We start from the raw sequence: 22,853 nt of genomic DNA on the forward strand, positions 1-22,853 counted from the left end.
TTACTCCTCCAGCAGATTCTGAGCGGCCATCCACTCATCGTTATAAAGTTTTGACAGGTAACGGTTGCCGGTGTCACAGGCCAGCGTTACCACGCGTTTCGGTTCAGTTTGCTCGCGGCAATAGCGCAGCGCTGCCGCAATCAGGGTGCCACTCGACGACCCCACCATGACGCCTTCTTTGACCAGCAGTTCCCGTGCCGTATGGAAGGCCTCTTTGTCAGAAATTGCGTACGCTTTATTGGCAAGATCAATGTCACAAATATCAGGAATAAAGTCTTCACCGATACCTTCAACCAGCCAGCTGCCTGCTTCGACTTTCTCGTTACGGTTTACCAAAGGTTCCAGAATAGAGCCATCCGGATCGGCCAGTACCAGATCGATATCAGCTTGCTGCTCGCGCAGATAACGTCCCACACCCGAGAGCGTACCGCCAGAGCCGACGCCACAGACGAAAGCGTCCAGGTTGCCTTCCATCTGATTCCAGATCTCCGGACCCGTGGTTTCATAATGCGCGGTCACGTTCGCTTCATTGGCAAACTGGTTCACGTAAAAGTAGCCATTTTGTTCGGCAAGGCGCGCGGCCATGTCCTGATAATACTCCGGATGACCTTTTTGCACGTCAGAACGGGTACGCACAACATCGGCACCCATAGCTTTAAGGTTATTGACCTTTTCCGCAGACATTTTATCGGGCATGACGATTTTCAACGGATAGCCTTTACTGGCTGCGACCAGCGCCAGCCCCAGGCCGGTGTTACCAGCGGTTGCTTCAATAATCGTCATACCGGGTTTGAGCTTGCCTTGCTGCTCAGCAACTTCAATCATCTTCACGGCAATACGATCTTTAATCGAACCGCCCGGGTTCATCAGTTCCAGCTTTAAATAAAGCTCACACGGACCTGTGTCCATATTGCTGACTTTGACCATCGGCGTGTTGCCAATCATTTCCAGTACGTTTTGATAAACTCGCATGCTGTTTCGTCCATTGTCTTTCGAAGTTGTCGCATTATTGCACGAGCGGGCCCTATGATGCCAATTTGTGCCTGTTCGTGCCTCATGCTTTTTGGCATAAGTTATGGCACATTAGAACAACTTTCACGACACTGATGCCCTTATCGGCACCAAGGATTCACTATGCACGTACATCGAAGCCGCGCGCAAAAGCTGGGCGCAGCCGCTACCGCGCTCTTTGCGACATTATTTGTCGCAGCCTGCCAACCTCAGGCGGAGACCCCGCACGATGCCTTTCTGGCAACGTTTAAGCCTTACTGTGGCAATGCTTATGCCGCTAACGTCGTCACCGATAATCAACCAAGCGCTGCCTGGCAGCAAGAACTGGTAGTGCATATTCGCGACTGCGAAAAGGATACCATTCGTATGCCTTTGCATGTGGGTGAGGATCGCTCGCGCACCTGGGTACTGACCCATACCGGACAAGGTATTGATTTCCAGCATATACACCTGCACGAAGATGGCACCCCCGATGCGATATCGCCGTACGGCGGTCATACTGCCGCGGCAGGCGCTGCCAACCGGCAGGCATTTCCGGTGGATGAAGCAAGTAAGGCCTTGTTTATCGCAAATGGTCTTGATGTTTCGACCGCGAACACCTGGATCATCTCGTTCGACGGCGACACCATGTATTATGAGCTTAGCCGTCCCGGACGCGAATTCGTCGTCGCTGTCGATCTGTCGCAACCTATTGCTGAACCGCCCGCTGCCTGGGGCTACAACCTGTAAATTAATGTGAGGAGTTATCTGTGATTTTAGATTTACGCAGTGATACCGTGACCCAGCCAACCGCCGCGATGCGCGAGGCCATGGCCGCCGCCCCGGTTGGCGATGATGTCTTTGGTGACGATCCGACCATTAACGCCTTGCAACAGCGGGTGGCGGAAATGACTGGTAAAGAAGCGGCGCTCATTGCCAGTAGCGGTACGCAGACCAACTTATTGGCATTACTAAGCCACTGTCAGCGCGGCGAAGAGTATCTGGTCGGTCAGGAGTACCATACCTACCGTTATGAAGCTGGCGGCGCCGCCGTGCTTGGCGGTATTGTCCCGCAACCCTTTGAGATTGAATCGGACGGCACCCTCGATTTGCAAGCGGTAGAGAAGCGCATTAAACCCGACGACCCGCATTTTCCGATCACCCGGTTGCTGGCTCTGGAAAACACTCATACCGGTAAAGTCATGCCGCAGGATTTCATTGCGCAAGCCCGACAGTTCGTCGACAAGCACGGCCTGAAGCTGCACTTAGACGGAGCCCGCATATTCAATGCTGTGGTCGCCACTGGCCGCTCGCTGGCCGAGTTAAGCGCGCCGTTTGACAGCGTGTCGATTTGCTTTTCAAAAGGTTTAGGCACGCCCATTGGTTCCGTGCTGGTCGGCGATCAGGCGTTCATTAAGCGGGCGCACCGCTGGCGTAAAATGCTCGGTGGTGGCATGCGTCAGGCCGGCATTGTCGCCGCTGCGATGGACTACGCGCTGGATCATCATGTTGAGCGGCTGGCCGAAGATCACGCCAACGCGCTTCGATTGGCACAAGGGTTAAGCAAGCTCGAAGGCTTAGCTGTCGAACCGGCACAAACGAACATGGTGTATGTTAACTTTAACTCTACGGAGAAGGCTCACAATGTAAGTGAGTACTTACGTAAGCGTGACATTATCGTCGGTCGCACCCAACGCCTGCGACTGGTAACGCACCTGGGTATACCAGCTAATGCTATTGATCAGATTGTTGCAGCCTTTGCCGAAGCTCTGGCAGATGAGTCCTAATCACAGTTCCTGTAATTGTTGCATCAAGCGGTCGAGCGCGCGGTAGCTAAGCGCCTCGGCCAGGTGTGTTTTGTTAATCTTTTCCGCGCCAGCGGCATCAGCAATGGTGCGCGCCAGGCGCAATACCCGGTGGTAAGCGCGGTGCGACAGCTTAAAGCGTTCGATCGCCGAGACTAAAAAAGCATGGTCGTCGTCGCTCAGGCGACAGTGCTCGGCCAGCTGCGCGGTTTTCAGCTCGCTATTAAGGCATTTCTGGCGCTGTCGTTGCAGTGCACGTACCTTGGCAACCTGGGTGCGCAGCGCAGGCGTCTGCGGCTCTTGCGTCTGATGCTGCTGTTTCAGCACGTCGGGCTGACGCGGTACCGCGACCTGCATGTCCAGCCGATCCAGTAAAGGACCCGAAAGTTTACCCAGATAGCGACTGATTTGATCGGGCGTGGCCCGTGCGCTGGCCAAAGTGCCATCAAAGTGTCCGCACGGCGATGGATTCAGCGCGCATACCAGTTGAAACTGTGCCGGAAACGTTGCCTGATAACCGGCACGGCTAATCGACACCTGTCCTGACTCTAACGGTTCGCGGAGCGAGTCGAGTACATGGCGGGAGAACTCCGGCAACTCATCAAGAAAGAGCAGTGATTTATGTGCCAGTGAGATTTCTCCCGGTTGCGGCGGCGACCCACCACCCACCAATGCTGCCGCCGAGCAGGAATGATGTGGCGAACGCAGACTACGCTCCAGCCAGGCGGTCGGATGTTCAGCGTTGTAGTTATGCCCGGCGACACTGCGAATCGCTGCCACTTCAAGACCTTCGGTGTCAGTTAATGGTGGTAACAGGCCGAGTAAACGCTGCGCCAGCATGGTTTTGCCCGTGCCCGGTGGCCCGACAAAGAGCACATGATGACCGCCCATTGCAGCAAGGATTAACGCGCGTTTTGCCTGCTCCTGACCAATGACATCGGCCAGATCACCAACAGGCTGCTGCGCTGCGGACTCTTGCAGCGCGCTCAGATGCGGTAGTTGATGTGGTCCACGCAGGTGCTCAGTCACATCGCGCAGACTTTCCGCGGCCACACACTGTTGCTCGCGCACCACGCGTGCCTCGTTCTGATTCGCTAACGGGATCACGGCTTCACGTCCCTGTTCGCGACACGCCAGCATAGCCGGTAAAATACCGGGCACACCGCGTAACTCGCCATTAAGGGTCAGCTCACCATAAAACTCGCGGGTAATCACCGCGCGCTCACTTAACTGGCCATCGGCTACCAAAATACCAATAGCGATGGCCAGATCATAACGCGCGCCGTGCTTGGGTAAGTCGGCCGGAGCAAGGTTTACGGTTATTTTCTTGGCCCGGGGGAACTCAAATTCACTGGCCTGGATTGCTGAGCGCACCCGGTCGCGCGCTTCCCGCACCCCCGCCTGCGGCATACCGACCACAGCGAAGGCCGGTAAACCCGCAGCCAGACAAACCTCGACCGTCACCAACGGCGCATCCATGCCGTACAAGGCTCGGGTATAAACCCGCGCCAGCGATATCACATTCCCTGCCATACCTTGCGCCCTTTTCCCTGGCTAAAACACCAAGTCTAGCGCAACTTATCAAAGCCTTGTTGTGCGTCAGGGCGTCACTTGCTGTCAGCGATGACCTCAGCGCGGAAGGTTTTTAGTCGAGTTTCGCAATAAACCGGCGCACCTCGTCAACTTTTAACGGCCGCACCAGACGCGCTACTTCTTTACCGTCGTGTAGCAGTATCAAGGTCGGCCAGAGCTTCACCTTGAACGCGCGCCCGAGTCGTTTGCCCTTGCCGTCGTATATTCTGATATGACGCAGTCCTGAGCGCTCAGCTACGGCTTCTTTTATCGCGGGGGTTGCTGCCTGACAATGTCCACACCAGGGCGCACCAAACTCAAGCACAGTGTCGCCGGATAACTCGCTAATCTCTTCAAATGTAAATGATTCCTCGGTGTACTCGGCGTTAGATCCAATAGGGTTGGTTTTCATTGCGTTTTCTCCGCTTACCAGTAGTGCTCGACGGTGACATTGCCGGGTTTGCGGCGCAGGTTTTTCGGCAAGCCTTTATCGGCCAGCACCTGCCTGGCGTCGCGGATCATGTCCGGATTACCGCAGAGCATGACTTGTGCGTTGTTGTTGAGCGTGTCGTTCAGCGCAGCTTCAAGCTTGCCTTCTAAAATCAATGCCGGAATCCGGCCGCGCAGTGCGCCGATCGCGTCTTCGCGGCTGACAACGGGCTGATAGGACAGCTGGCCCGGGTGCTTAGCAACCCAATCCAGTATTTGCGGCTGATAAGCCAGATCATTGGCGTACCGCACGGCATGAATTAAGTGAATACGTGCAAAACGCTCGTAAGGAATTTGCGTCGTCAGCATCGACAAGTAAGGCCCGATGCCGGTGCCAGTCGCTATCAGCCACAAGCTCTCGCCTTCCGGGACTTCATTCAGGGTGAAAAAGCCGGTGGGAGGCTGGCTTACCTGAATGGCCTGGCCCGGGCGCAGGTCATGCAGACGTGGCGAAAACTCACCGTCGTGGACACGGTTCACAAGGAAGTCGAGCGTCGGATCTTGCGGGCCGTTTACCAGCGAGTAGGCACGTTGAAAACGCTGCCCACCCTCTTCCAGACCTAACCGAACAAATTGCCCGGCAATAAACTCAAATGGCTCTGGTACTTTCACCCGCAGGCTGAACAGCTCGTTATTCCAGGCGTAGTTTTCAACCACTTCGCCGGTCATCCATTGTGCCATAACGTCCTCTTTTGTGTTTCGTGTATCACTGCGCTAGCTTTATTGATAGAGTACGCTTTTCTTCGATTCGAGGCCAGTTTATGGGGTTTAAAAAGTGGTGGGTGCCGTTGCTGTTGACGCTTACCATCAGCGCTTGTGGTGAGCAAAAGCAAGCCGAAGTCGTGCGCTATTCGCATCCACAAGTGTGTGAGTTTGCCGATGCCATGGCTGCTTTGGATGCAACGCAACCTGACCCAAAACAATTACGCTTTTTAAATGAAAGCTGGCGCAGTTTGAAAAATGATGAGCTGTTCCGCCCGGCGGAGGCACCTATTGCCGCGCAACGCATGACCAAGCTGAACTATTATCTCGCGCAGGACACCCTGCAATTGCTGGATGAAGTGCTGGCATTAACGGCCGCAACCTATGAAGAAATTGAAGCCCTGCGTCGTTTCAGCAGTAACCCGAAAGAAATGAAAGTGCCCGAATCGATGATTCGCAATTATCGCAATGCGGTGCAGGCTTGCTGCGCTGACGCATTAAGTCGTAACGCGACGGCGCTGGTGCGCGCCGATAAAGAGTCAGGCCTTTATGCAGTCGGCCGCCGCGCATACTTTATGCAGCGCGACGTCAACGCCTTGCTCGACAATGAAATGTCGTTTGCCGATTACCGCGAAAAACTTGGCGCGGCGCGCGCAAAACTGCCCGCGAGCGCACCGCAACTTAACTTAGCCAGCGACTGGGTCACCTGCCGCTAAGATAACTTACAGCTGTTCAGGCTTGTCCTGGTCCTGCTGTAACTGTTGCACTTGCTGTTCAAGTTGTTCGACGCGCTGACGAAGACGCAGCAACAGTTGTTGCTGCACGTCAAGCTCTTCATGGGTTACCACATCGAGCTTTGCCAGCTGCTGCTGTAAAATTTGTTTAATGCGGTTTTCCATATTGCCAGCAAGATCTTTCACGCCGGCAGGAATGCTGTCGTTAATTTGTTTGGCAATGTCTTCAATTTTTTTCGCATCCATTTCAAACTCCTGGGACGAATGACCGATTAGTCTTTTAGCTTAGCAGGAGTTTAGGCTAAAATCTGCTGTTCCATTGAACCCTCTTTGCCCTGACAGGAACGCCATGCAACTGAATCCGCGCCAGCAAGAAGCCGTACACGCCATTAGCGGACCTGTCCTCGTGCTGGCCGGTGCAGGCAGTGGCAAAACCCGGGTCATTACTGAGAAGATTGCATACCTGATCACCCGGTGTAACTATCAGGCGCGCCATATCGCTGCAGTTACCTTTACCAATAAAGCCGCACGGGAAATGAAAGAGCGCGTGGGTCAGACCCTCGGCAGACAACAGACGCGCGGCCTGACGGTCTCGACCTTTCATACCCTTGGGCTCAATATTATCCGCAAGGAAGTCACGCAACTGGGCCTGAAGTCCGGATTTTCCTTGTTTGATGATCAGGACTCCTTCGCACTTCTAAAAGCGCTCACCGAGCCCGAACTTGACGGCGACAAAGACAGCCTCAAGCGCCTGCAAAGCCAGATCAGCAACTGGAAGAATGCCATGTTGTCGCCACAACAGGCACTTTCCCACGCAAGCACACCTGACGAAGAAGAGTTCGCCGAATTTTACCGTCGCTACCAGCAAAATATGCGCGCCTGCAATGCGCTCGACTTTGATGATCTGATCTTGTTGCCGACGCAGTTGCTAGCCGCAAACGAACACTCCCGTCAGCGCTGGCAGAAGAAGTTTCAGTACTTGCTGGTGGATGAATATCAGGACACCAACACCTCGCAGTATCAGTTAGTGAAACTGCTGGTGGGCGAGCGCGCCCGCTTTACTGTGGTCGGCGACGATGACCAGTCCATTTATTCCTGGCGGGGCGCGCAGCCGCAAAACCTTGCCCTGCTGCAAAAAGACTTTCCGCAGTTACAGGTTATTAAGCTTGAGCAGAACTACCGCTCGCACGGTCGTATACTGAAAGCAGCCAACATACTGATTGAAAATAATCCCCACGTCTTTGACAAAAAGCTATTCTCCGAAATGGAATACGGGGTGCCTCTGCGGGTCATCTACGGTCGCAATGAGGAGCATGAAGCCGAGCGCGTGGTTGCTGAAATCGTGCGCCGTCGCTTTTTGGAGCGCACGCCCTATTCGCAGTTTGCCGTGCTATACCGCGGCAATCATCAGTCACGTATTTTTGAAAAAGCGCTGCTGACCAACCGCATTCCGTATCGGATGACCGGCGGGCAGAGTTTCTTTGCCCGCGCCGAAGTTAAAGACATCATGGCTTATCTGCGCCTGCTGGTGAATCCCACTGACGACACCGCATTTATCCGGGTCGTGAATGTGCCCAAACGGGGTATCGGTCCACATACGGTCGAGCGTATTGGCGAGCTGGCGCACGAGCTGCACTGCAGTATGCTTGAGGCCGCGCAGCATCAGGCTTTGAAAACCCGGCTTGGCAGTCGCGAGTATCAGTCAGTGCAACTGTTTACCCACTTACTGGGACAAACCGCACGGCGCTGCGATGACCCGCGAGATGTCATGCCAGCGCTCTATCACCTGGTGAAAGAAGTCGGCTACGAAGAGTGGCTCTATGAAATGAGCCCTAGTCAGGCGGCCGCCGAAATGCGTTATAAAAATATCAGCGAGCTGCTGCGCTGGGTGGGCGAAATGCTCAAAGGTGACGATGAGTATGAGCCGCTCAATCTTGAGCAAGCGGTGGCCAAACTGTGCCTGCGCGATCTGATGTCGCGTAATGAGGAGGAAGATGTCGGCGATCAGGTGCAATTGATGACCTTGCATGCATCCAAAGGTCTCGAATTCCCGCACGTATTTCTGGTCGGCATGGAAGAGGGTCTGTTACCGCACCAGTCGAGCATTGACGACAACATGGTCGAAGAAGAACGCCGACTGGCCTATGTCGGCATTACCCGTGCCCAGCAGTCGCTGATATTTACCATGGCCAAAGAACGCCGTCAGTATGGCGATGTGATCCGTCCGGAACCAAGTCGCTTTTTGTTTGAGTTACCTCAGGACGATCTGGAATGGGAAGGCAAAACACCGGTAACGCCTGAGCGCGAAGAAGCCTCGCGCGCCAGCGGCCTGGCCATGCTGCGCAATGCGCTAAAAGGCTAAATCGCTTCTTGCTGTGCCTTAAGTTGCAGCCAGGTAGGTTCACCTAGTTGCTCACCAACACCTACCTGTACCCCGGCAGCCCGCAACGCCTGCAATTGCTCAGGTGTATCAACCCCTGCAGCAGCGATGGTAATGCTCAGCTCAGCACAAAGATTGACGACATTGCGCACCATCACCTTGGCACGCTCAGAACGTGTGGTCTCGCTGACAAAGCGAGGATCTAATTTGACATGGGTGAAGGGATAATTCAGCAGGTACTGCAATGCTCCGGCACTACGGCCAAACTCATTGAGAGCAAGCCCGACCCCGGCTTCGGCCAGGGTACGCAGCGCTGTTAGCTGCCGTTTCGAGTTATCACTAAGCTCGGTCTCACTGAATTCAAATACCAGCTTGCCGGGTTTTATCCCGGCGCGTTTAACGATCTCAAGCAAGGCCTTCACGTCGGCCAACTTATAAAGATGACGTGTCGACAGGCTGACATAAATGGGCACCTGCAATTGCTCTTCACGGACAATCTCGCAACAGCGCGTCAGCATCCAGTGGTCAAGCTGCAGAATCATGCCAGTTTTTTCGGCCACATTCAGGAAGCTTTGTGCCGTCAGTAACTGATCACCGCGTTGCCAGCGTACCAGCACCTCACGCGCCTGGGCTTTGCCCGTTGTCAGCGAGACTAAATCATACTGCTGGAGGACGAAGTCCTGATCGAACTGTGCATGGCGCAATTCAGTCTCACGGTGCAGCGATGCCACCAGATCTTTATGAATACTTTCATCGAAGACCACGTAGCGGCCGCGGCCCATGCCTTTGGCCTGGTACATCGCCGCGTCGGCGTCACGCAGCAAACGTTCAGCAGAATCATTGCGCGACTTACACTCAGCAATGCCGACACTGGCACCCGAGTAATGCTCACTTTCACCAAATACGAACGGCTTGCGCATATGTTCAATGATGCGACTGGCGACGTCTTTGGCATCATCGATATGCTTAATCAGACTCAGCAGAATGACGAACTCGTCGCCGCCCAGACGCGCTACCGTGTCGTTGTCGCGTACGCACTCGCCAATGCGGCGGCTGGCCTCAAGCAGAAACTCATCACCTGCCGAGTGACCGAGAGAATCATTGATGTCTTTAAAGCGATCCAGGTCAACAAAGAGCACGGCAAAATTATGTGTCGGAAAGCGCTTCTTCTGTTTTAGCGCCTGCTGCAAACGCTCGGTGAACATGGAGCGGTTCGGCAACCCCGTCAGGGTATCGTGGTGAGCATCGTAAAAGAGTTTTTCTTCGATCTTTTTACGCCGCTCAATTTCGCTGACTAATTCTTCCGTGCGCTCAGCCACTTTCTTTTCCAGAAAGGCATTCACACGCTTAACTTCATCGGCATTACGGCGTCGCTCCAGAGCTACCGCCACGTGTTGTGAAACGAAGTTGAGCACTTCAAGATCGTCGTGCTTATAGCTTATTTCGTCTTTATAGGTCTGAACTGATAATACGCCAATGACTTCATCATCAATGACCAGAGGCGAGCCCAGCCACTGCTTCGGCTGACTACCATAGTATTTAGTCGGGCCCTCAACGCGCCCCTCGCGCACCAAGCGGTCATACGTTGCTTCGTCAATGAACATCGGCTGGTTACTAGAGATAACATACTCGGTCATCCCCTTACCCAATGGACGCCGGTCCATCAGTTGCTGGTCACGTTCGTCGACATAATAAGGGAAGCGGATATGCCGCTTATCGTCGTCTATCAGCGCCACAAAGAAGTTATCGTTGCTCATTAGCAAGCCGATCTGTTCATGAAGCTTGGCGAAGAAGGTCGCCATATTTTCCGAAGTATTGGTCAGCTCTGAAATTGCGTACAGCACCGCTGAAAGTTTTTCGGCACGTTTGCGCTCGGCAATTTGCTCTTCCAGGTTGCGGTTAATGTCACGCAGATTGGCGGTTTGCCGATCAATTTCTTCGCGCATAAACTCGCGCTGCCGAATCCGTTCCAGCGCGTTGACAATGTGTTGCGACACGAACATAAACAGTTCTTTGTCATTCGTGGTATAACCCACGTTTGGCGTGTAGCTCTGTACCACCATGGCGCCAATCACCCGCTCGCCACTTCGCAGCGGCACACCGAGCCAGTCCACCGGCGGTGAGCCTAAATCACGAATTTCGCCCGATGCCACAAGCTCATTGAAATTCTCTTCATTGAACAAAAACGGCTGGCCGGTGCGCATGACATAACCGGTGAGTCCCTGGCGCAGCACTTCCGCCGGAAATTGCTCGTTGCTGGGCATGTCATCGTATTCGTCGACGAAGTAAACAAATTTCACCGTGTCGTCGGTATTGTCATACAAGCAAACGAAAAAGTTCTTCGCCATCATCAGCTCATCAATAATGGCATGCAGGGCGGGATAAAATTCAGACATGTCACGCGCAGAGGAGGCAAGCTCGGAAATACGGAACAAAGCTTTTTGTATGACTTCCGACTGGCGGTACTTTAAAGCAATGTTTTTCAGACGTGCAACAGCCTTGCGCAAGCGCGCAACTTCCTGGGGTGAGACCTTAGGCTGTGGTGATTTGTTCATTGGCTTTTAAAAGCTCTTTGTTTGTTTTTTAGACTGTTTTTATGTTTTTTTGTGAACAAACATGACTTCGATTATATCTTTACATTTAATTACAAGAAAGTCCTTTGCTGAATTTTTCGTCGTTAAAAAGGCAAAAAAAAACCGCCGAAGCGGTTTTTCATCAAACTATACAAGTAGTTCGCTATTAAATGTCGGCGATCATGTAATCAATAGCGGCCTGAATTTCGTCGTCGCTACAGTCTGAACAGGTGCCTTTCGGAGGCATTGCATTGTAGCCTTCAATCGCATGCTTTAGCACAGTGTCCATGCCTTGCGCCAGACGTGGCTCCCAGTCAGCAGCGTTATTAATTTTTGGCGCACCCAGCACACCGCCGGTGTGACATGCGGCACAGAAAGTATTGTAAACCTGTTCCCCGGAGCGCGCTCCGCCAGCACTGGCTGAATCGTTGGCCGCTGCAGCAGCATCGCCGGTGCGTACCTGACCAATTGGAGCGATACGTTTAGCAATGTCTTCGTTGCTGTCTTGCGGTAACATTGTTGCGCCCGCGCTACCCACTACAAAAGCTAAAGCGGCGGCGAGGAAACGACCAGATTTTACGACTTTAAATACGTTCACAGTGGACTCCTGTTTCAATACCGATGAGCTTGCACGCTCACAAAGTTGTTGCGATTATAGCCAGAATCCGTCCAAGGTTAAACATTTCGTTTCATGTCTTCTCCATCACTGTTAAATACGCGGAAAATTGCCCTGTTAGATCTCGACGCTTTCTTTGCCAGCGCCGAGGTTTTGCGTGATCCGAGTTTACGTCATCGGCCCTTTGCCGTGGGCGGTGGTAGTGAGCGCGGTGTGGTTGCGACGGCGAATTACCTGGCGCGTCAGTATGGTGTGCGTAGTGCTATGTCCGGTGCGCACGCGCGCCGCTTATGCCCGCAATTGCACTTCGTAAAACCCGATCATCGCTATTACCGTGAGCTTTCCCGGCAGGTGCTGGCGGTGTTAACTGCGGTTACCAGTGTGGTGGAACCCGCCTCTATCGATGAGTTTTATTTAGACCTGACCGACAACACCCTACACCAGGGCAGTGCCTCACTGACCATGGACGCCATTCGCAGCCAGTTGCGCGAGATGGGTTTAACCGCTTCAGCAGGCATCAGCTGTCAGAAAATGGTGGCCAAAATTGCCAGTGAAGAGCGCAAACCCGATGGCCAGTTTGTCGTGCCTCCCGCACAGGTACTGGACTATCTGGCGCAACTTAGCCTGAAACGCATCCCCGGGGTCGGCCCGAAAAGTCTGGAGCGCCTGCAAAACGCCGGTTTTTATACCGGCAGCGATATTCAACGCGCGGATCTTGCGCGACTGCAACGTTTACTTGGCGATAAAGCCGGATGGCTGCTTTTTCAGCGCTGTACCGGGCACGACCCGCGCGCCGTGGTAACCGAGCGTATTCGTAAAAGCATTGGTTGCGAGGAGACCTTGCGCCACGACTTTCAGCACTTGCGGCAACTGGAACAATTTCTTGATCAGGTACTATTGCCGCAGCTCCAAAAACGCACTGGCCAGAGCCGTTGGCAAGACATTGCCATCAAAAGTCAGACGGTGAAACTCAAATTCAGCGATTTTCAGCAAACCACAGTGTCGCGAACCGCCAAAAGCGCCTCGCCGAGTCTTTTTTACCAGTTGCTGCGAGAAGCCTGGGAACGACGCAACCAACGGGGGGTGCGGCTGGTCGGACTGAGCATTACCCTGCCCGACCCCGACGAACAGCTGCAACTGGAGCTGAATCTCGACTAATCAGACCGCTAGCGGCGCCGGCGGCGCCACCAGAACCACACGCCTGTTACCGGCAGTAAAATTAACGCCAGCCCGCCGAGCAAAGTCGCCGTCAGCCATGCCCAACCGCCGACTGCCGCGACATGCAACGGATAGATGGTCTGTGATAACCGAAAGCCCAGCGCGCGAGCGCGCACGTCATCCGAGCTTACCATAGGGCCATTGTCGGCAAAGACCAAATAGCTGCGGCCGTTCGGGTGCCACTCACCCTCATGCCGTAAGCGCATCCGGTAATTTCCCTCAGCCGTTGGCGCGAGATAAATCAGGCGCGGCGACTGCTGCGGCCAGTAATCCTTGGCCAGCGACAGACGCTGCTGCCAGTTGTAGGCAGGTGTCGTTGGCATAGGAGCACTGCTGATCGCCGAGGTCTGAGGTAACAGGCGTTCCAGCGACTGATTGACAAAAGCCGCGTACATAATGGCAGTGCCGGTTATAAGTAAGGCCGCAATGGGAATAATAAAGATAACGCCACTACTGCGATGCAACTGCCACAAGGTTGCCATAAACTGGCGCTGCCCGGGCCGGACAAAGCGCACACTGAGCACGCGCCAGCTCCAGTGCCGGGGCCACCAGCGGATCAGCCCGGCAATCACCAGCAGCAAACTGAGCAGGCCGAGTATGCCCATGATGTCTTTGCCCAGGTCATGCAGCAGCATGTGGTGGTGAAACTCGACCATCCACGACACCCAGTCACCTAGTTCCGTTCGTGCCAACAGGTGCTCGCCGGCCGCGTTGAAATAATGCGTGGTGCCGTCGCCATCAATAACTTCCGTCCAGGGTTTGTCATCGCGGGGAAGAAAAGCGTAGCCGGCGTCAAAGCGATCAAAAACCGCCGCCGCTTCGGCCATGGTTGGCAGGGTGGTCAGGCGCAATTGCGGGTATTGCAGTTGCAGAAGTTCAGTCTTATATAACAACAAAGTGCCCGTCAATGCGACGAGCACCATCCAAACACTCAGGGCAAGGCCGAGCCATTTATGAACTCGGCCAAAACCATGTCGCCACATCAGAACTGATAGTTCCAGTTAACGCTGACAGTGCGGCCACGGCCAGTAAAGTTGCGATTGTCTGACCCTGCTGTTTGCGCGTAGTAGGTGAAGTAGTACTCATCCAGCAAGTTCTCGACACCGATGGTAAACCGTCCGTAGTCGAGTGTTTCAATCATCACCTGGGCATCCAGGGTTTCATAACCGTCGAAGTTGTTGATCGCTTGTGCGCCCGAATAGATGTCACGATCAAACAGCATGTTGTATTGCAGGCGGCTGCTGACCAGGGTGCCCCACTGCTGTTCCCAGAACAGGTTAGCGCGTTCTGGTGCAATATTACGGCCACCGAGTTCAGTATCGACGCGGTCATCACCATTACTGTCGTATTCACCGTTGGTTTTCGCATAGTTCATACCGAAGCTGGTAACTGGCGACCAGGCATAGCTGGCGCTTAGCTCGTAACCATCAATTTCAGTGCGTTCACGCTTCACGCTATAAAAGCCTTCGGCGTCCGCCTGTAACCGCGCGCCTAAGTCTGAGTCAGACATAAAGTAGCTGGCGCTGAAGGTCATTGCCGAGCTACGATATTCAACACCTACTTCACGGTTATCGGCAATTACTGGCTGTAAGTCCAGGAAGCTGCTAACACTTAAGCCCGGCTCGCTAATACCGCGAAGCACACGCCCCACATCCGGCATACTGAAGCCTTCAGAGTAGCTGGCAAATACACGCCAGTCATTGCTCAGCTCATACACAATACCCGCATTCGGCAATAACTCGTTGAATGATGGCTCGCCGCCTTCAACCAACACACTGCCGTAGCTGGCCAGAGTGGTAAAGTCATCCACACTTAACTGGCCGTACTCATACCGTAGGCCGGCACTTAAGGTTAAACCGTTCGCTTGATAACGCACCTGAGTAAAGGGAGCCCAATTTTTAAACGTGGTTTCCGGTACCCATTTACGGTTGGTCTGTGCCAATTCCTGGAAGGTGGTATCGTTCAGATAATCCAGTCCCGCGGCAATGTTCACCGGCATGGCACCGACATTACGCCAGTTCATGGTCAGGCGCGAACCATACTTTTGTGAGTCGTTACGTGACTGATCAAACAGGTTCTCACCATAAGCCGGGTCCTGGAAGGTCGCGTAAGTGCCACCACCATAGAGCGCCGAGAAATCTTGCGAGAATAGCTGCCAGTTAACATCCGCACCCCATAAGTTGGCGTGACGATAGGTCAAGGTAGCGGTGGTTACCCGGTTGGTTGGAGCGTCTCCGGCAGCTGGTTCTGGAACTGAAATGGTAGGCTCCCCCGCGCTCCGGTCGCCGCCTTGTGAGGAGTAGTCACCGTTTCCTTCAAGCTCAAAATGATTGACCATGGCTTCAAGGCTTTGTTGCGTATCGATGCGATAGCCGAGCTTGGCGAATAGGTCATAACTCTCAGAGTCCATGGTGTCGCCCTGTGCAGTATCAACACCAATCAGCTGCCCGTTTCCATCAACATACATACCCGTGCTACGCAGTTGCACACCAGCGACCACTGATACGTCGTCAGCGGCGCCCCGGAACAGGTAGCCAGTACGATAGCTCAGGCCTTCGCTGGTCTCGCTGGTTGGCGCTGTAAAGCCCGCATTCACTTCATGGCTGGCCCCCTGCGTCGCCGATTTGGTGATGATATTAATCAGGCCACCACTGGCTCCAAGGCCTTGGATCGCGCTGGCACCGTGAATGATTTCGATGCGCTCAATCATGAGTGGATCAATGGTATAAGCTGCGCGTGCGCCGTTACGCAATGGGTTGGACTGTGGCACACCATCAATGAGATAAAGCGGGTCACGACCACGTAAGGTCTCGCCTGAACTGGTTAACTTCTGGCGCGAAGGTGAAAAGGCAGGTACCAGATTACCTAGTACATCCGACAGGGTATCGGCACTTGCCAGTTGCTGGCGCAGCTCTTCACCCTCTATCACGGTGACCGTTGCCGGAATGCTTGCTGCGGTCTGCTCGGTACGGCTCGCGGTTATTTTAATGCGCTCTGCTGCGGCTACCGGCTCCTGATTCTCACTTTGCTGGGCTAGAGCAGGTGCACTTAGTAAAGTAGCAATGGTTAAACTTAACAGTGTTTTTTGCATGTTCACGAATCCTATCAGCGCGAATAATAAAAAGTGCGCTAATGATAACGATTCGCATTTATAGATCAATACCTAAATAGGAATAGTTTTTATTTAGTATCGAGCAAATGATGTGAATTCATGCTTTCTTCCAATAAGGCGTCGACTTTCAGCGTTTGACACATCTGCACATAAAGCACATGACACAGATGCTGCATACCCAGTTGCATCAGCAGGCTGTCGGTGCGCACATGGGTATCACCACCTAAGGCAAATAATGCGATATCGGCCAGAATACTGGTAGGGTTATTGCCATACCGGGTCAGAGAAATCACCTTCGCGCCCTTATTTTTGGCCTGACGCACGACCTTTAGAATGTCACTGTTTTGTCCGCCATCACTGATGGCCACTAACACGTTGCCTTCGCTTAGCGTGGTTGCCATTTGAATCTGTAAAGCCGGATCGGTACTGCTTAAGGTAACCTTGCCCATTTGCATCAGGCGCAGCACAAAGTCTCTGGCAACAATGGCTGACTTACCAAAGCCCACGACCTGAATGGTCTCTGCGGCGACTAACAGCCTTAATGCCTGCTGCAGTTTTTCGTCTTCGTTCAAATCCGCCACGCCCTGCAATACCGCGTAGGTCGCATCACGCAGCTCACTGAACGAGCTTTCAATGGAGCGCTCTTGTGAAGGGCGGCTGGCGGCGCTACGCTGTTGACTGGACGCCGACACCACCGCCTCATTGACCGCAAACTTTAAGTCGGGATAACCGCGGTAACCCAGTTTCTGGCTGAATTTAACGACACTTGACTGACTGACGCCAATGGCATCGGCCAGTTGCTGCGACGAATAGTCGCGTAATAAATGCGTGTTATCGAGAATAAAATCAGCTAATTTGCGTTCAATAAGTGACATGTCATCACGCATGGCGCGGATTTTCAGTAAACAGGACATAAGCGCACGCTACTTCTCATAATCTATGAAAGTGAGTAGACCATATTGAATAATTTATTACTGGTTGGCAATATGGTCGGCGAAAATCCACCTATAACTACAAAATCAAGGTTGCTTTTATGAGCTGGATGTCGGTGCTACCCCCTTTGGTAGCAATCATCGTGGTGTTCTGGCGCAAAGAGGTTATTGTCGCTTTGTTGCTTGCCATCGTTACCTCAGAACTCCTTCTTACCTGGCAAGGCGGCGAGCCTCTGGTCTACACATTCGTTGCCACGATTGAACGCATTATTTCGGTATTTGGCTCGGCTGGCAACACACGTATTCTGATCTTTAGTCTGATGGTCGGTGCCCTACTGGCTTATATTCGTGAATCCGGCGGTGTCGCAGCAACCGTTGAAGCCCTGCTGGCCAAAGGCCTTGGCCGCACCAAACGTTCAGCAAGTCTGATGACGGTCTTCACCGGCATTTTTGTTTTCATCGAATCAAATTTAAGTGTCCTGACGGCAGGTATTCTTTCCCGCGGGTTGTTTGAAAAGCTGGGCATGAGCCGGGCGCGACTTGCCTATATTATTGACAGTACCAGTGCGCCAATTTGTATTTTGATTCTGCTCAATGGCTGGGGCGCGTATATTCTCGGTATGCTCGATCAGCAAGATTTACCAGGTTCCAGTGTCAGTACCTTATGGAGCACCATTCCGTTTAACTTTTATGCCTTGGTCACGCTGATTATTGTTTTCTACACCGCCATCAGTGGTCGGGTTCACGGTCCTATGCGTAAAACCGAACAGCAGCCCGTAGAGCATCAGGACATTCCTGAGCATACCCCAAGTAACAGCAAAGCCCGTTTCATGCTGGTGCCACTGACTGTTATGGTGGTCGGCATGGTGGCATTTATGTTCGGCACAGGCGGCGGCGACATTACCCAGGGGGATGGCTCCAAGTCGGTGCTGTATGCCACAGTATTGGCCTGTGTGGTGGCCTACTTCATGCTTATTTTAAGCCGCCGCAACACCCATCAGCAGCTGGTGGATATTGGCTTTAAGGGCATGAGCGAGTTGCTGCCGCTGGTGTCCATTGTCCTGCTGTCGCTGGCATTAGGCGCGAGTCTGCGCGAGCTTGGCACCGGCATTTTCCTGGCCGGGCTGGTCGGCGAGTTCTTACCGCTGTTTTTAATCGCGCCGATGCTATTCATTGCCGGCGCGCTGATTTCATTTACCACCGGCACCTCGTGGGGCACCTTCGCTATTTTGATACCCATCGCTGCGCCCATGATTCTGGCGCTCGATTTGCCCGCACCCTTGTTGCTGGCAGCGGTTTTAGGGGGCGGTGTATTTGGCGATCATTGCTCGCCGATTTCAGATACCACCGCGGTCTCGGCGCTCGCCTCGGGCTGCGACCTGCTTGAGCATGTGCGCACCCAGTTGCCGTATGCGTTGACGGCCGGCGGTATCACTCTGGTGCTTTATGTTGTCACCAGCTTTGTCATGATTTAGCAGGAGCCAACGCAGATGCAACCGATCACAATGAAACAAACAGTTCTCAGTAGTCTGATCATCGCTCTGGGATTGGTTTTAACCTGCCCTGCTGCTGCTGAACCGAGTAAAATCAGCGCGGCCAAAATTGACGCCACGGCGGCGCGGGTGATGGATACCTACAGCGTGCCTGGCATGGTTGTCGGTATCGTTGAGGGCGATGAGATGGTGTTCGCCGGAAGCTATGGCGTGCAGGAAATTAATCAGCCGCAGCCGGTCACTGACAAAACGCTGTTTAAAATTGCCTCAGTTACTAAAAACTTTACCACCGCAGCACTGGCTCTGTTGGTTGATCAAGGTAAGCTGAACTGGGACGACCCGGTCATTGATCACATTCCTGAATTTCGTGTACAAGACCCCTGGATCACCCGTAACTTCACCGTACGTGACCTGCTAATTCATAAAAGCGGGCTGGGTCTGGGCGCCGGTGACCTAATGTTCTGGCCGACCCCGAATGACTTTAGCCGTGAGGATATTTTACGCGGCCTGCGCTACCTGCCCATGGAAGGCGGTTTTCGTACCCGCTATGCCTACGACAATATTCTGTATGTGATTGCCGGCGAGCTCGCCGAGCGCGTAACCGGTCAGCGTTGGGAGACCTTTGTTGAAGAAAACCTGATGCGTCCTTTAGGCATGGAGTATTGCTTTGCCGGGCCAGTACCCGAGCCGTATAAAAACTACCTTGCGCAACCGCATGGCTGGCTGGACGAGCAGCCGCAGGTGGTGCGCCGTGATTTTGCTGATGACTATTTAACTTCAGCTCCGGCCGGCGGCATACGTTGTTCCTTACGAGCGATGACCAAGTGGATGAAAATGCACAACGCACGCGGCGCCTATGTCGATAAGAACGGCGAGCAACAGCAGCTTATCAGTGCCCGCCAGCATGCAGAAATGTGGTCACCGCAAACCATTATGAACGTCGGCTCACGCGCCTACGAGTGGGACAACACCCATTTCGCCGCCTATGGCCTGGGCTGGCGCATGCACGACGTTGACGGTCTGTTACGAATTCACCATACCGGCACCCTGCACGGTATGAATGCCTACTTGTCGTTCTTTCCCGAGCTTGACGTGGCTTTTTTAGTCATGCTCAACCGTTCGCACAGCGATGCCCGTACCGCCATGATGCAAACCCTGATTAAGGCCTACACCGATGCCCCCGAGCGCGACTGGCTGGCAGTGGTACAGGAATGGCGTGAGCAAGTCAGTCAACGACGCGCGGCCAGCTTTACCGAACCTGAAACCCAAACGGTCACTGATAAAATTGCCAACCGCGTGGTAGGCGAGTACATCGACCCGTGGTTTGGTCAGGTCAGCGTCACCTGGGACGGCGAGCACCTGCGCTGGACCTCACACCGCTCGGCCCGTATGGCGGGCGAGCTGTTTCACATTGAAGGCGATACCTTTGCGGCGCGCTGGGACGACCGCACGCACCATGCCGACGCCTTCGTACGTTTCACCAGCTCGTTGCGCGGCGAAATTGACGGTATGATCATGGCGCCTATTGATCCCGACGCCGACTGGAGTTTCAACTTCGATGATCTGAAATTTACCAAACAAGACGTCACTGATTAGGAAGTTACATCTGCATGAGTAATGGCTTGCATTTTCGACCCACGCGCGCCGAGATCGATACCGATGCGCTGCGTCACAATGCCACTATGGCACGAAAGCACGCGACCCACTGTAAGCTGCTGGGCGTGATTAAGGCGAATGGCTACGGCCATGGCGCGGTCGAGGTGGCGCACGCGATTAATGGTAGCGTCGATGCGTATGGTGTGGCCTTTATTGACGAAGCCCTAAAGCTGCGCGATGCCGGTTTCACACAGCCGGTGGTGTTACTTGAGGGTTGCTTCTCACCCGCTGAGCTGCCGGTTTGTGCCCATTACGATCTGCAGCCGGTCATTCACCAGCAGCATCAGCTGGACGCCATTTTGCAGGCGCGTCTGGTCAAGCCCATAGCGGTCTGGCTCAAAATTGATACCGGTATGCATCGACTGGGGTTTGCGCCAGACGAGATTGACGCGGTGGTCGCCAAGCTCGACCGCTGCCCGCAGGTGGCCAGCATTACCCTGATGACACACTTTGCCAACGCCGATGTCAGTGATCACCCGCTGAATGAGGCACAGCTCGATCGTTTTGACGAAATCTGTGCCCGTACCTCGCCCGCGCTAAGCTTAAGTGCCGCCAACACCGCGGCGTTGCTCAGTAGCGCACTTGATCTTGGCGCGCAAGAATCGCAGTGGTGTCGTACCGGTATCATGCTGTACGGAGTGAACCCGACCGACACGGCCGCGACGTTTTCGTTGTTACCCGCAATGAAGCTCATCGCGCCAGTGATGGCCGTGCGTACGGTGGCCAGTGGTGATGCCGTAGGCTACGGCAGTACCTGGCGTGCGACGCGCACCAGTCGTATTGCGACGCTGGCAATCGGTTATGCCGACGGCTACCCGCGCCACGCCCCGAACGGTACACCGGTCTGGCTCAACGGCCAGCGCGTGCCGCTGGCGGGCCGCGTGTCGATGGACATGATTACGGTTGATGTCACCGAGCTGGCGCAGGTAGCAGTTGGCGATGAGGCGGAGCTGTGGGGACCCAACCTTGCGGTAGACGAGGTCGCCGCAGCGGTGCAGACCATCACCTATGAGCTGCTAACCCGGGTCAGTGAAAGAGTTCCTCGCCACTACAAATAATTTATGCCAGAATAGCTATAATTTTGGAATAATATTCCTTACGCAATTTGCCAGCCCGATAGGGAGTTACTGTGAAAAAACTTGCACTTCTATTCACAATGAGTCCGCTGCTGTTCGCCTGCAGCCCAGCGGAACAAAACACTGTTACGCAACAGCGCGACGCCTCGGTAGCGGTGAGCACCGTCGATTACCAGCAGTTGCCCAATTACACCACCGACGTGCCTGGCATCGAGCAAGACTATCTGGCCCCCGAATTCTGGTTACAACGGCTGGAACAGCCTCATGCGCTGATCATGACGCGCGATGAAATTGCCGATTTCAACGCCCGTTCCTACCGGGTGCAAGACGAAATGGTGTATTTAAACGAGCACCCGCTTGAGCTCTCAGCTGCTGAGCTGACCGCGAAAATTGACAGCATCAGCTCGCTGCCTGGCTACCCGCGCCATTATGCCGACGGCACCCGCGCCACGGCAGAGCAACTGGATGCCTATCGTAATGCCGCCCATTTTGACGCCATTCGCGACGTCAACCCGGTGCGCTTTGCCCTGGTCGTGAAACGCACCCCGATGCGCACTTTTCCAACTCTGGATAAGCTCTACAGCGACGACCTTGATACCGATATCGATCGCTTTCAGGAAACTGGCGTGTTTCCCGGCACCCCGCTGGCTATCTTGCATACCAGCGCTGACGGCCAGTGGTATCTGGCGCAGTCGTATCATTATTTAGCCTGGATTCAGGCCAAACATGTGGCCATCGGCCCACGCGAGGAAGTACTCGGTTTCGTCGAAAAAGAGCCTTTTGCGATCGTGACCGAAGCCAAGGTTCATACCAATTACACGCCGAGTATGACCGCCGTATCTGAGGTTCAACTGGATATGAGTACGCGCCTGCCTTTGCTTAGCGCCGCTGAAACCGGTCACAATGTGCATGGTCAGAATCCTTTCGCCAGCTATACGGTCCAGATGCCGATCCGGGACGCCCTGGGCGATCTGGCCTTTACTCCGGCGCTTATCCCCCGTCATAACGATGTCAGTGTCGGCTACCTACCGTTCACCGAAGCGAACCTGATTGGCCAGGCCTTTAAGTTCTTGGGTGAGCGTTATGGCTGGGGCCACGACTACAACGCCCGCGACTGCACCGGCTTTGTGCTGGAGGTGTACCGCAGCATGGGCATTGATATGCCGCGCAATTCCAGTCAGCAAGGCTATGGTGCCTACGGCACGACCGTGGTGTATGACGAAAACGCCAGTAATGAAGAGAAACTCGCCCGGCTGGCAAAAGCACAGGTGGGCGATCTTATCTACTTGCCGGGTCATGTGGTGATGTATCTGGGCCAAATTGACGGCTACCACTATGTTATTCACGACGTTCATGGCCTGAGCTATACCGATGATAACGGCAATTATTACGAAGGCACCCTCAATGGTGTCTCGGTAACGCCATTGACGACGCTGGGTTTTGGAAAAAACGACACCTATCTTGACCGCATTTATGCCATCAAGTCAGTACGCTAGACAGGAACA

19 protein-coding genes are annotated in these 22,853 nt (G+C 54.0%); 9 read left to right on the forward strand and 10 right to left on the reverse strand.

Features of this window, described 5'->3' with window-relative positions; all coding sequences use genetic code 11:
* A complete protein-coding gene (locus CWI71_RS02140) occupies positions 1-972 on the reverse strand; it encodes a PLP-dependent cysteine synthase family protein (RefSeq protein ID WP_126753617.1) in 972 nt (323 codons plus the stop codon).
* Between the two features lie 162 nt (positions 973-1,134).
* Between CWI71_RS02140 and CWI71_RS02145 the strand changes: the two genes are divergently transcribed.
* The gene (locus CWI71_RS02145; protein ID WP_126753618.1) at positions 1,135-1,740 is read left to right on the forward strand and encodes a hypothetical protein; all 606 of its coding nucleotides are present in this window, start codon (positions 1,135-1,137) and stop codon (positions 1,738-1,740) included.
* Between the two features lie 20 nt (positions 1,741-1,760).
* The gene (gene ltaE / locus CWI71_RS02150) at positions 1,761-2,777 is read left to right on the forward strand and encodes a low-specificity L-threonine aldolase (protein ID WP_420849279.1); all 1,017 of its coding nucleotides are present in this window, start codon (positions 1,761-1,763) and stop codon (positions 2,775-2,777) included.
* Here ltaE and CWI71_RS02155 read toward each other — a convergent pair whose 3' ends face one another.
* From CWI71_RS02155 to CWI71_RS02165, 3 genes are all read right to left on the reverse strand, one after another.
* On the reverse strand, positions 2,778-4,313 hold the full coding sequence (locus CWI71_RS02155; RefSeq protein ID WP_126753770.1) for a YifB family Mg chelatase-like AAA ATPase: 1,536 nt from the start codon (positions 4,311-4,313) through the stop codon (positions 2,778-2,780).
* Between the two features lie 127 nt (positions 4,314-4,440).
* Positions 4,441-4,779 carry a thioredoxin family protein gene (locus CWI71_RS02160; protein ID WP_126753619.1) on the reverse strand — a complete coding sequence of 113 codons (339 nt, stop codon included), beginning with the start codon at positions 4,777-4,779 and terminating at the stop codon, positions 4,441-4,443.
* A 14-nt stretch (positions 4,780-4,793) separates the two neighbouring features.
* On the reverse strand, positions 4,794-5,537 hold the full coding sequence (locus tag CWI71_RS02165) for a ferredoxin--NADP reductase (protein WP_126753620.1): 744 nt from the start codon (positions 5,535-5,537) through the stop codon (positions 4,794-4,796).
* 80 nt (positions 5,538-5,617) lie between these two features.
* Here CWI71_RS02165 and CWI71_RS02170 point away from each other — a divergent pair, with 80 nt between their 5' ends.
* Positions 5,618-6,274, forward strand: a complete 657-nt coding sequence (locus tag CWI71_RS02170) for a hypothetical protein (protein ID WP_126753621.1) — start codon at positions 5,618-5,620, stop codon at positions 6,272-6,274.
* 6 nt (positions 6,275-6,280) lie between these two features.
* Here CWI71_RS02170 and CWI71_RS02175 read toward each other — a convergent pair whose 3' ends face one another.
* On the reverse strand, positions 6,281-6,538 hold the full coding sequence (locus CWI71_RS02175) for an accessory factor UbiK family protein (RefSeq protein ID WP_126753622.1): 258 nt from the start codon (positions 6,536-6,538) through the stop codon (positions 6,281-6,283).
* Between the two features lie 103 nt (positions 6,539-6,641).
* Between CWI71_RS02175 and rep the strand changes: the two genes are divergently transcribed.
* Entirely contained in the window at positions 6,642-8,654 is a 2,013-nt protein-coding gene (gene rep / locus CWI71_RS02180) for a DNA helicase Rep (protein WP_126753623.1), read from the forward strand.
* Here rep and CWI71_RS02185 read toward each other — a convergent pair.
* Together CWI71_RS02185 and CWI71_RS02190 are read right to left on the reverse strand one after the other, a co-directional pair.
* Positions 8,651-11,227 carry a sensor domain-containing phosphodiesterase gene (locus CWI71_RS02185; protein ID WP_126753624.1) on the reverse strand — a complete coding sequence of 859 codons (2,577 nt, stop codon included), beginning with the start codon at positions 11,225-11,227 and terminating at the stop codon, positions 8,651-8,653. The two genes, rep and CWI71_RS02185, sit on opposite strands and share 4 nt — an antisense overlap.
* Positions 11,228-11,411: 184 nt before the next feature.
* Positions 11,412-11,762 (reverse strand): c-type cytochrome, encoded by a 351-nt coding sequence (locus CWI71_RS02190; RefSeq protein WP_126753771.1) that lies wholly within the window; start codon positions 11,760-11,762, stop codon positions 11,412-11,414.
* Positions 11,763-11,936: 174 nt separating this feature from the next.
* On the opposite strand from CWI71_RS02190, the gene dinB reads away from it, so the two are divergent.
* Positions 11,937-13,019 (forward strand): DNA polymerase IV, encoded by a 1,083-nt coding sequence (gene dinB, locus CWI71_RS02195; RefSeq protein ID WP_126753625.1) that lies wholly within the window; start codon positions 11,937-11,939, stop codon positions 13,017-13,019.
* An 8-nt stretch (positions 13,020-13,027) separates the two neighbouring features.
* On the opposite strand, the gene CWI71_RS02200 is transcribed toward dinB, so the two are convergent.
* From CWI71_RS02200 to CWI71_RS02210, 3 genes are all read right to left on the reverse strand, one after another.
* Positions 13,028-14,062 (reverse strand): PepSY-associated TM helix domain-containing protein, encoded by a 1,035-nt coding sequence (locus tag CWI71_RS02200; protein WP_126753626.1) that lies wholly within the window; start codon positions 14,060-14,062, stop codon positions 13,028-13,030.
* Positions 14,062-16,170, reverse strand: coding sequence for a TonB-dependent receptor (locus tag CWI71_RS02205; RefSeq protein ID WP_126753627.1), 2,109 nt, complete (start codon positions 16,168-16,170; stop codon positions 14,062-14,064). Before CWI71_RS02205 ends, CWI71_RS02200 begins: the two co-directional genes overlap by 1 nt.
* Positions 16,171-16,259: 89 nt before the next feature.
* Complete coding sequence (locus CWI71_RS02210; protein ID WP_126753628.1) at positions 16,260-17,105, reverse strand: MurR/RpiR family transcriptional regulator; 846 nt, start codon at positions 17,103-17,105, stop codon at positions 16,260-16,262.
* 119 nt (positions 17,106-17,224) lie between these two features.
* On the opposite strand from CWI71_RS02210, the gene CWI71_RS02215 reads away from it, so the two are divergent.
* The 4 genes from CWI71_RS02215 to CWI71_RS02230 all read left to right on the forward strand — a co-directional run bounded on the left by CWI71_RS02215 (position 17,225) and on the right by CWI71_RS02230 (position 22,844).
* Positions 17,225-18,598 (forward strand): Na+/H+ antiporter NhaC family protein, encoded by a 1,374-nt coding sequence (locus CWI71_RS02215; RefSeq protein ID WP_126753629.1) that lies wholly within the window; start codon positions 17,225-17,227, stop codon positions 18,596-18,598.
* Between the two features lie 15 nt (positions 18,599-18,613).
* On the forward strand, positions 18,614-20,212 hold the full coding sequence (locus tag CWI71_RS02220) for a serine hydrolase (RefSeq protein ID WP_126753630.1): 1,599 nt from the start codon (positions 18,614-18,616) through the stop codon (positions 20,210-20,212).
* A gap of 14 nt (positions 20,213-20,226) precedes the next feature.
* Complete coding sequence (alr, locus tag CWI71_RS02225) at positions 20,227-21,330, forward strand: alanine racemase (protein ID WP_126753631.1); 1,104 nt, start codon at positions 20,227-20,229, stop codon at positions 21,328-21,330.
* Between the two features lie 71 nt (positions 21,331-21,401).
* Positions 21,402-22,844, forward strand: coding sequence for a C40 family peptidase (locus CWI71_RS02230; RefSeq protein WP_126753632.1), 1,443 nt, complete (start codon positions 21,402-21,404; stop codon positions 22,842-22,844).
* Positions 22,845-22,853 lie beyond the last annotated feature (9 nt).

The sequence above is a fragment of the Pseudidiomarina insulisalsae genome (genome assembly GCF_003987065.1).
In the GTDB taxonomy this organism is placed as follows: Bacteria; Pseudomonadota; Gammaproteobacteria; order Enterobacterales; family Alteromonadaceae; genus Pseudidiomarina; species Pseudidiomarina insulisalsae.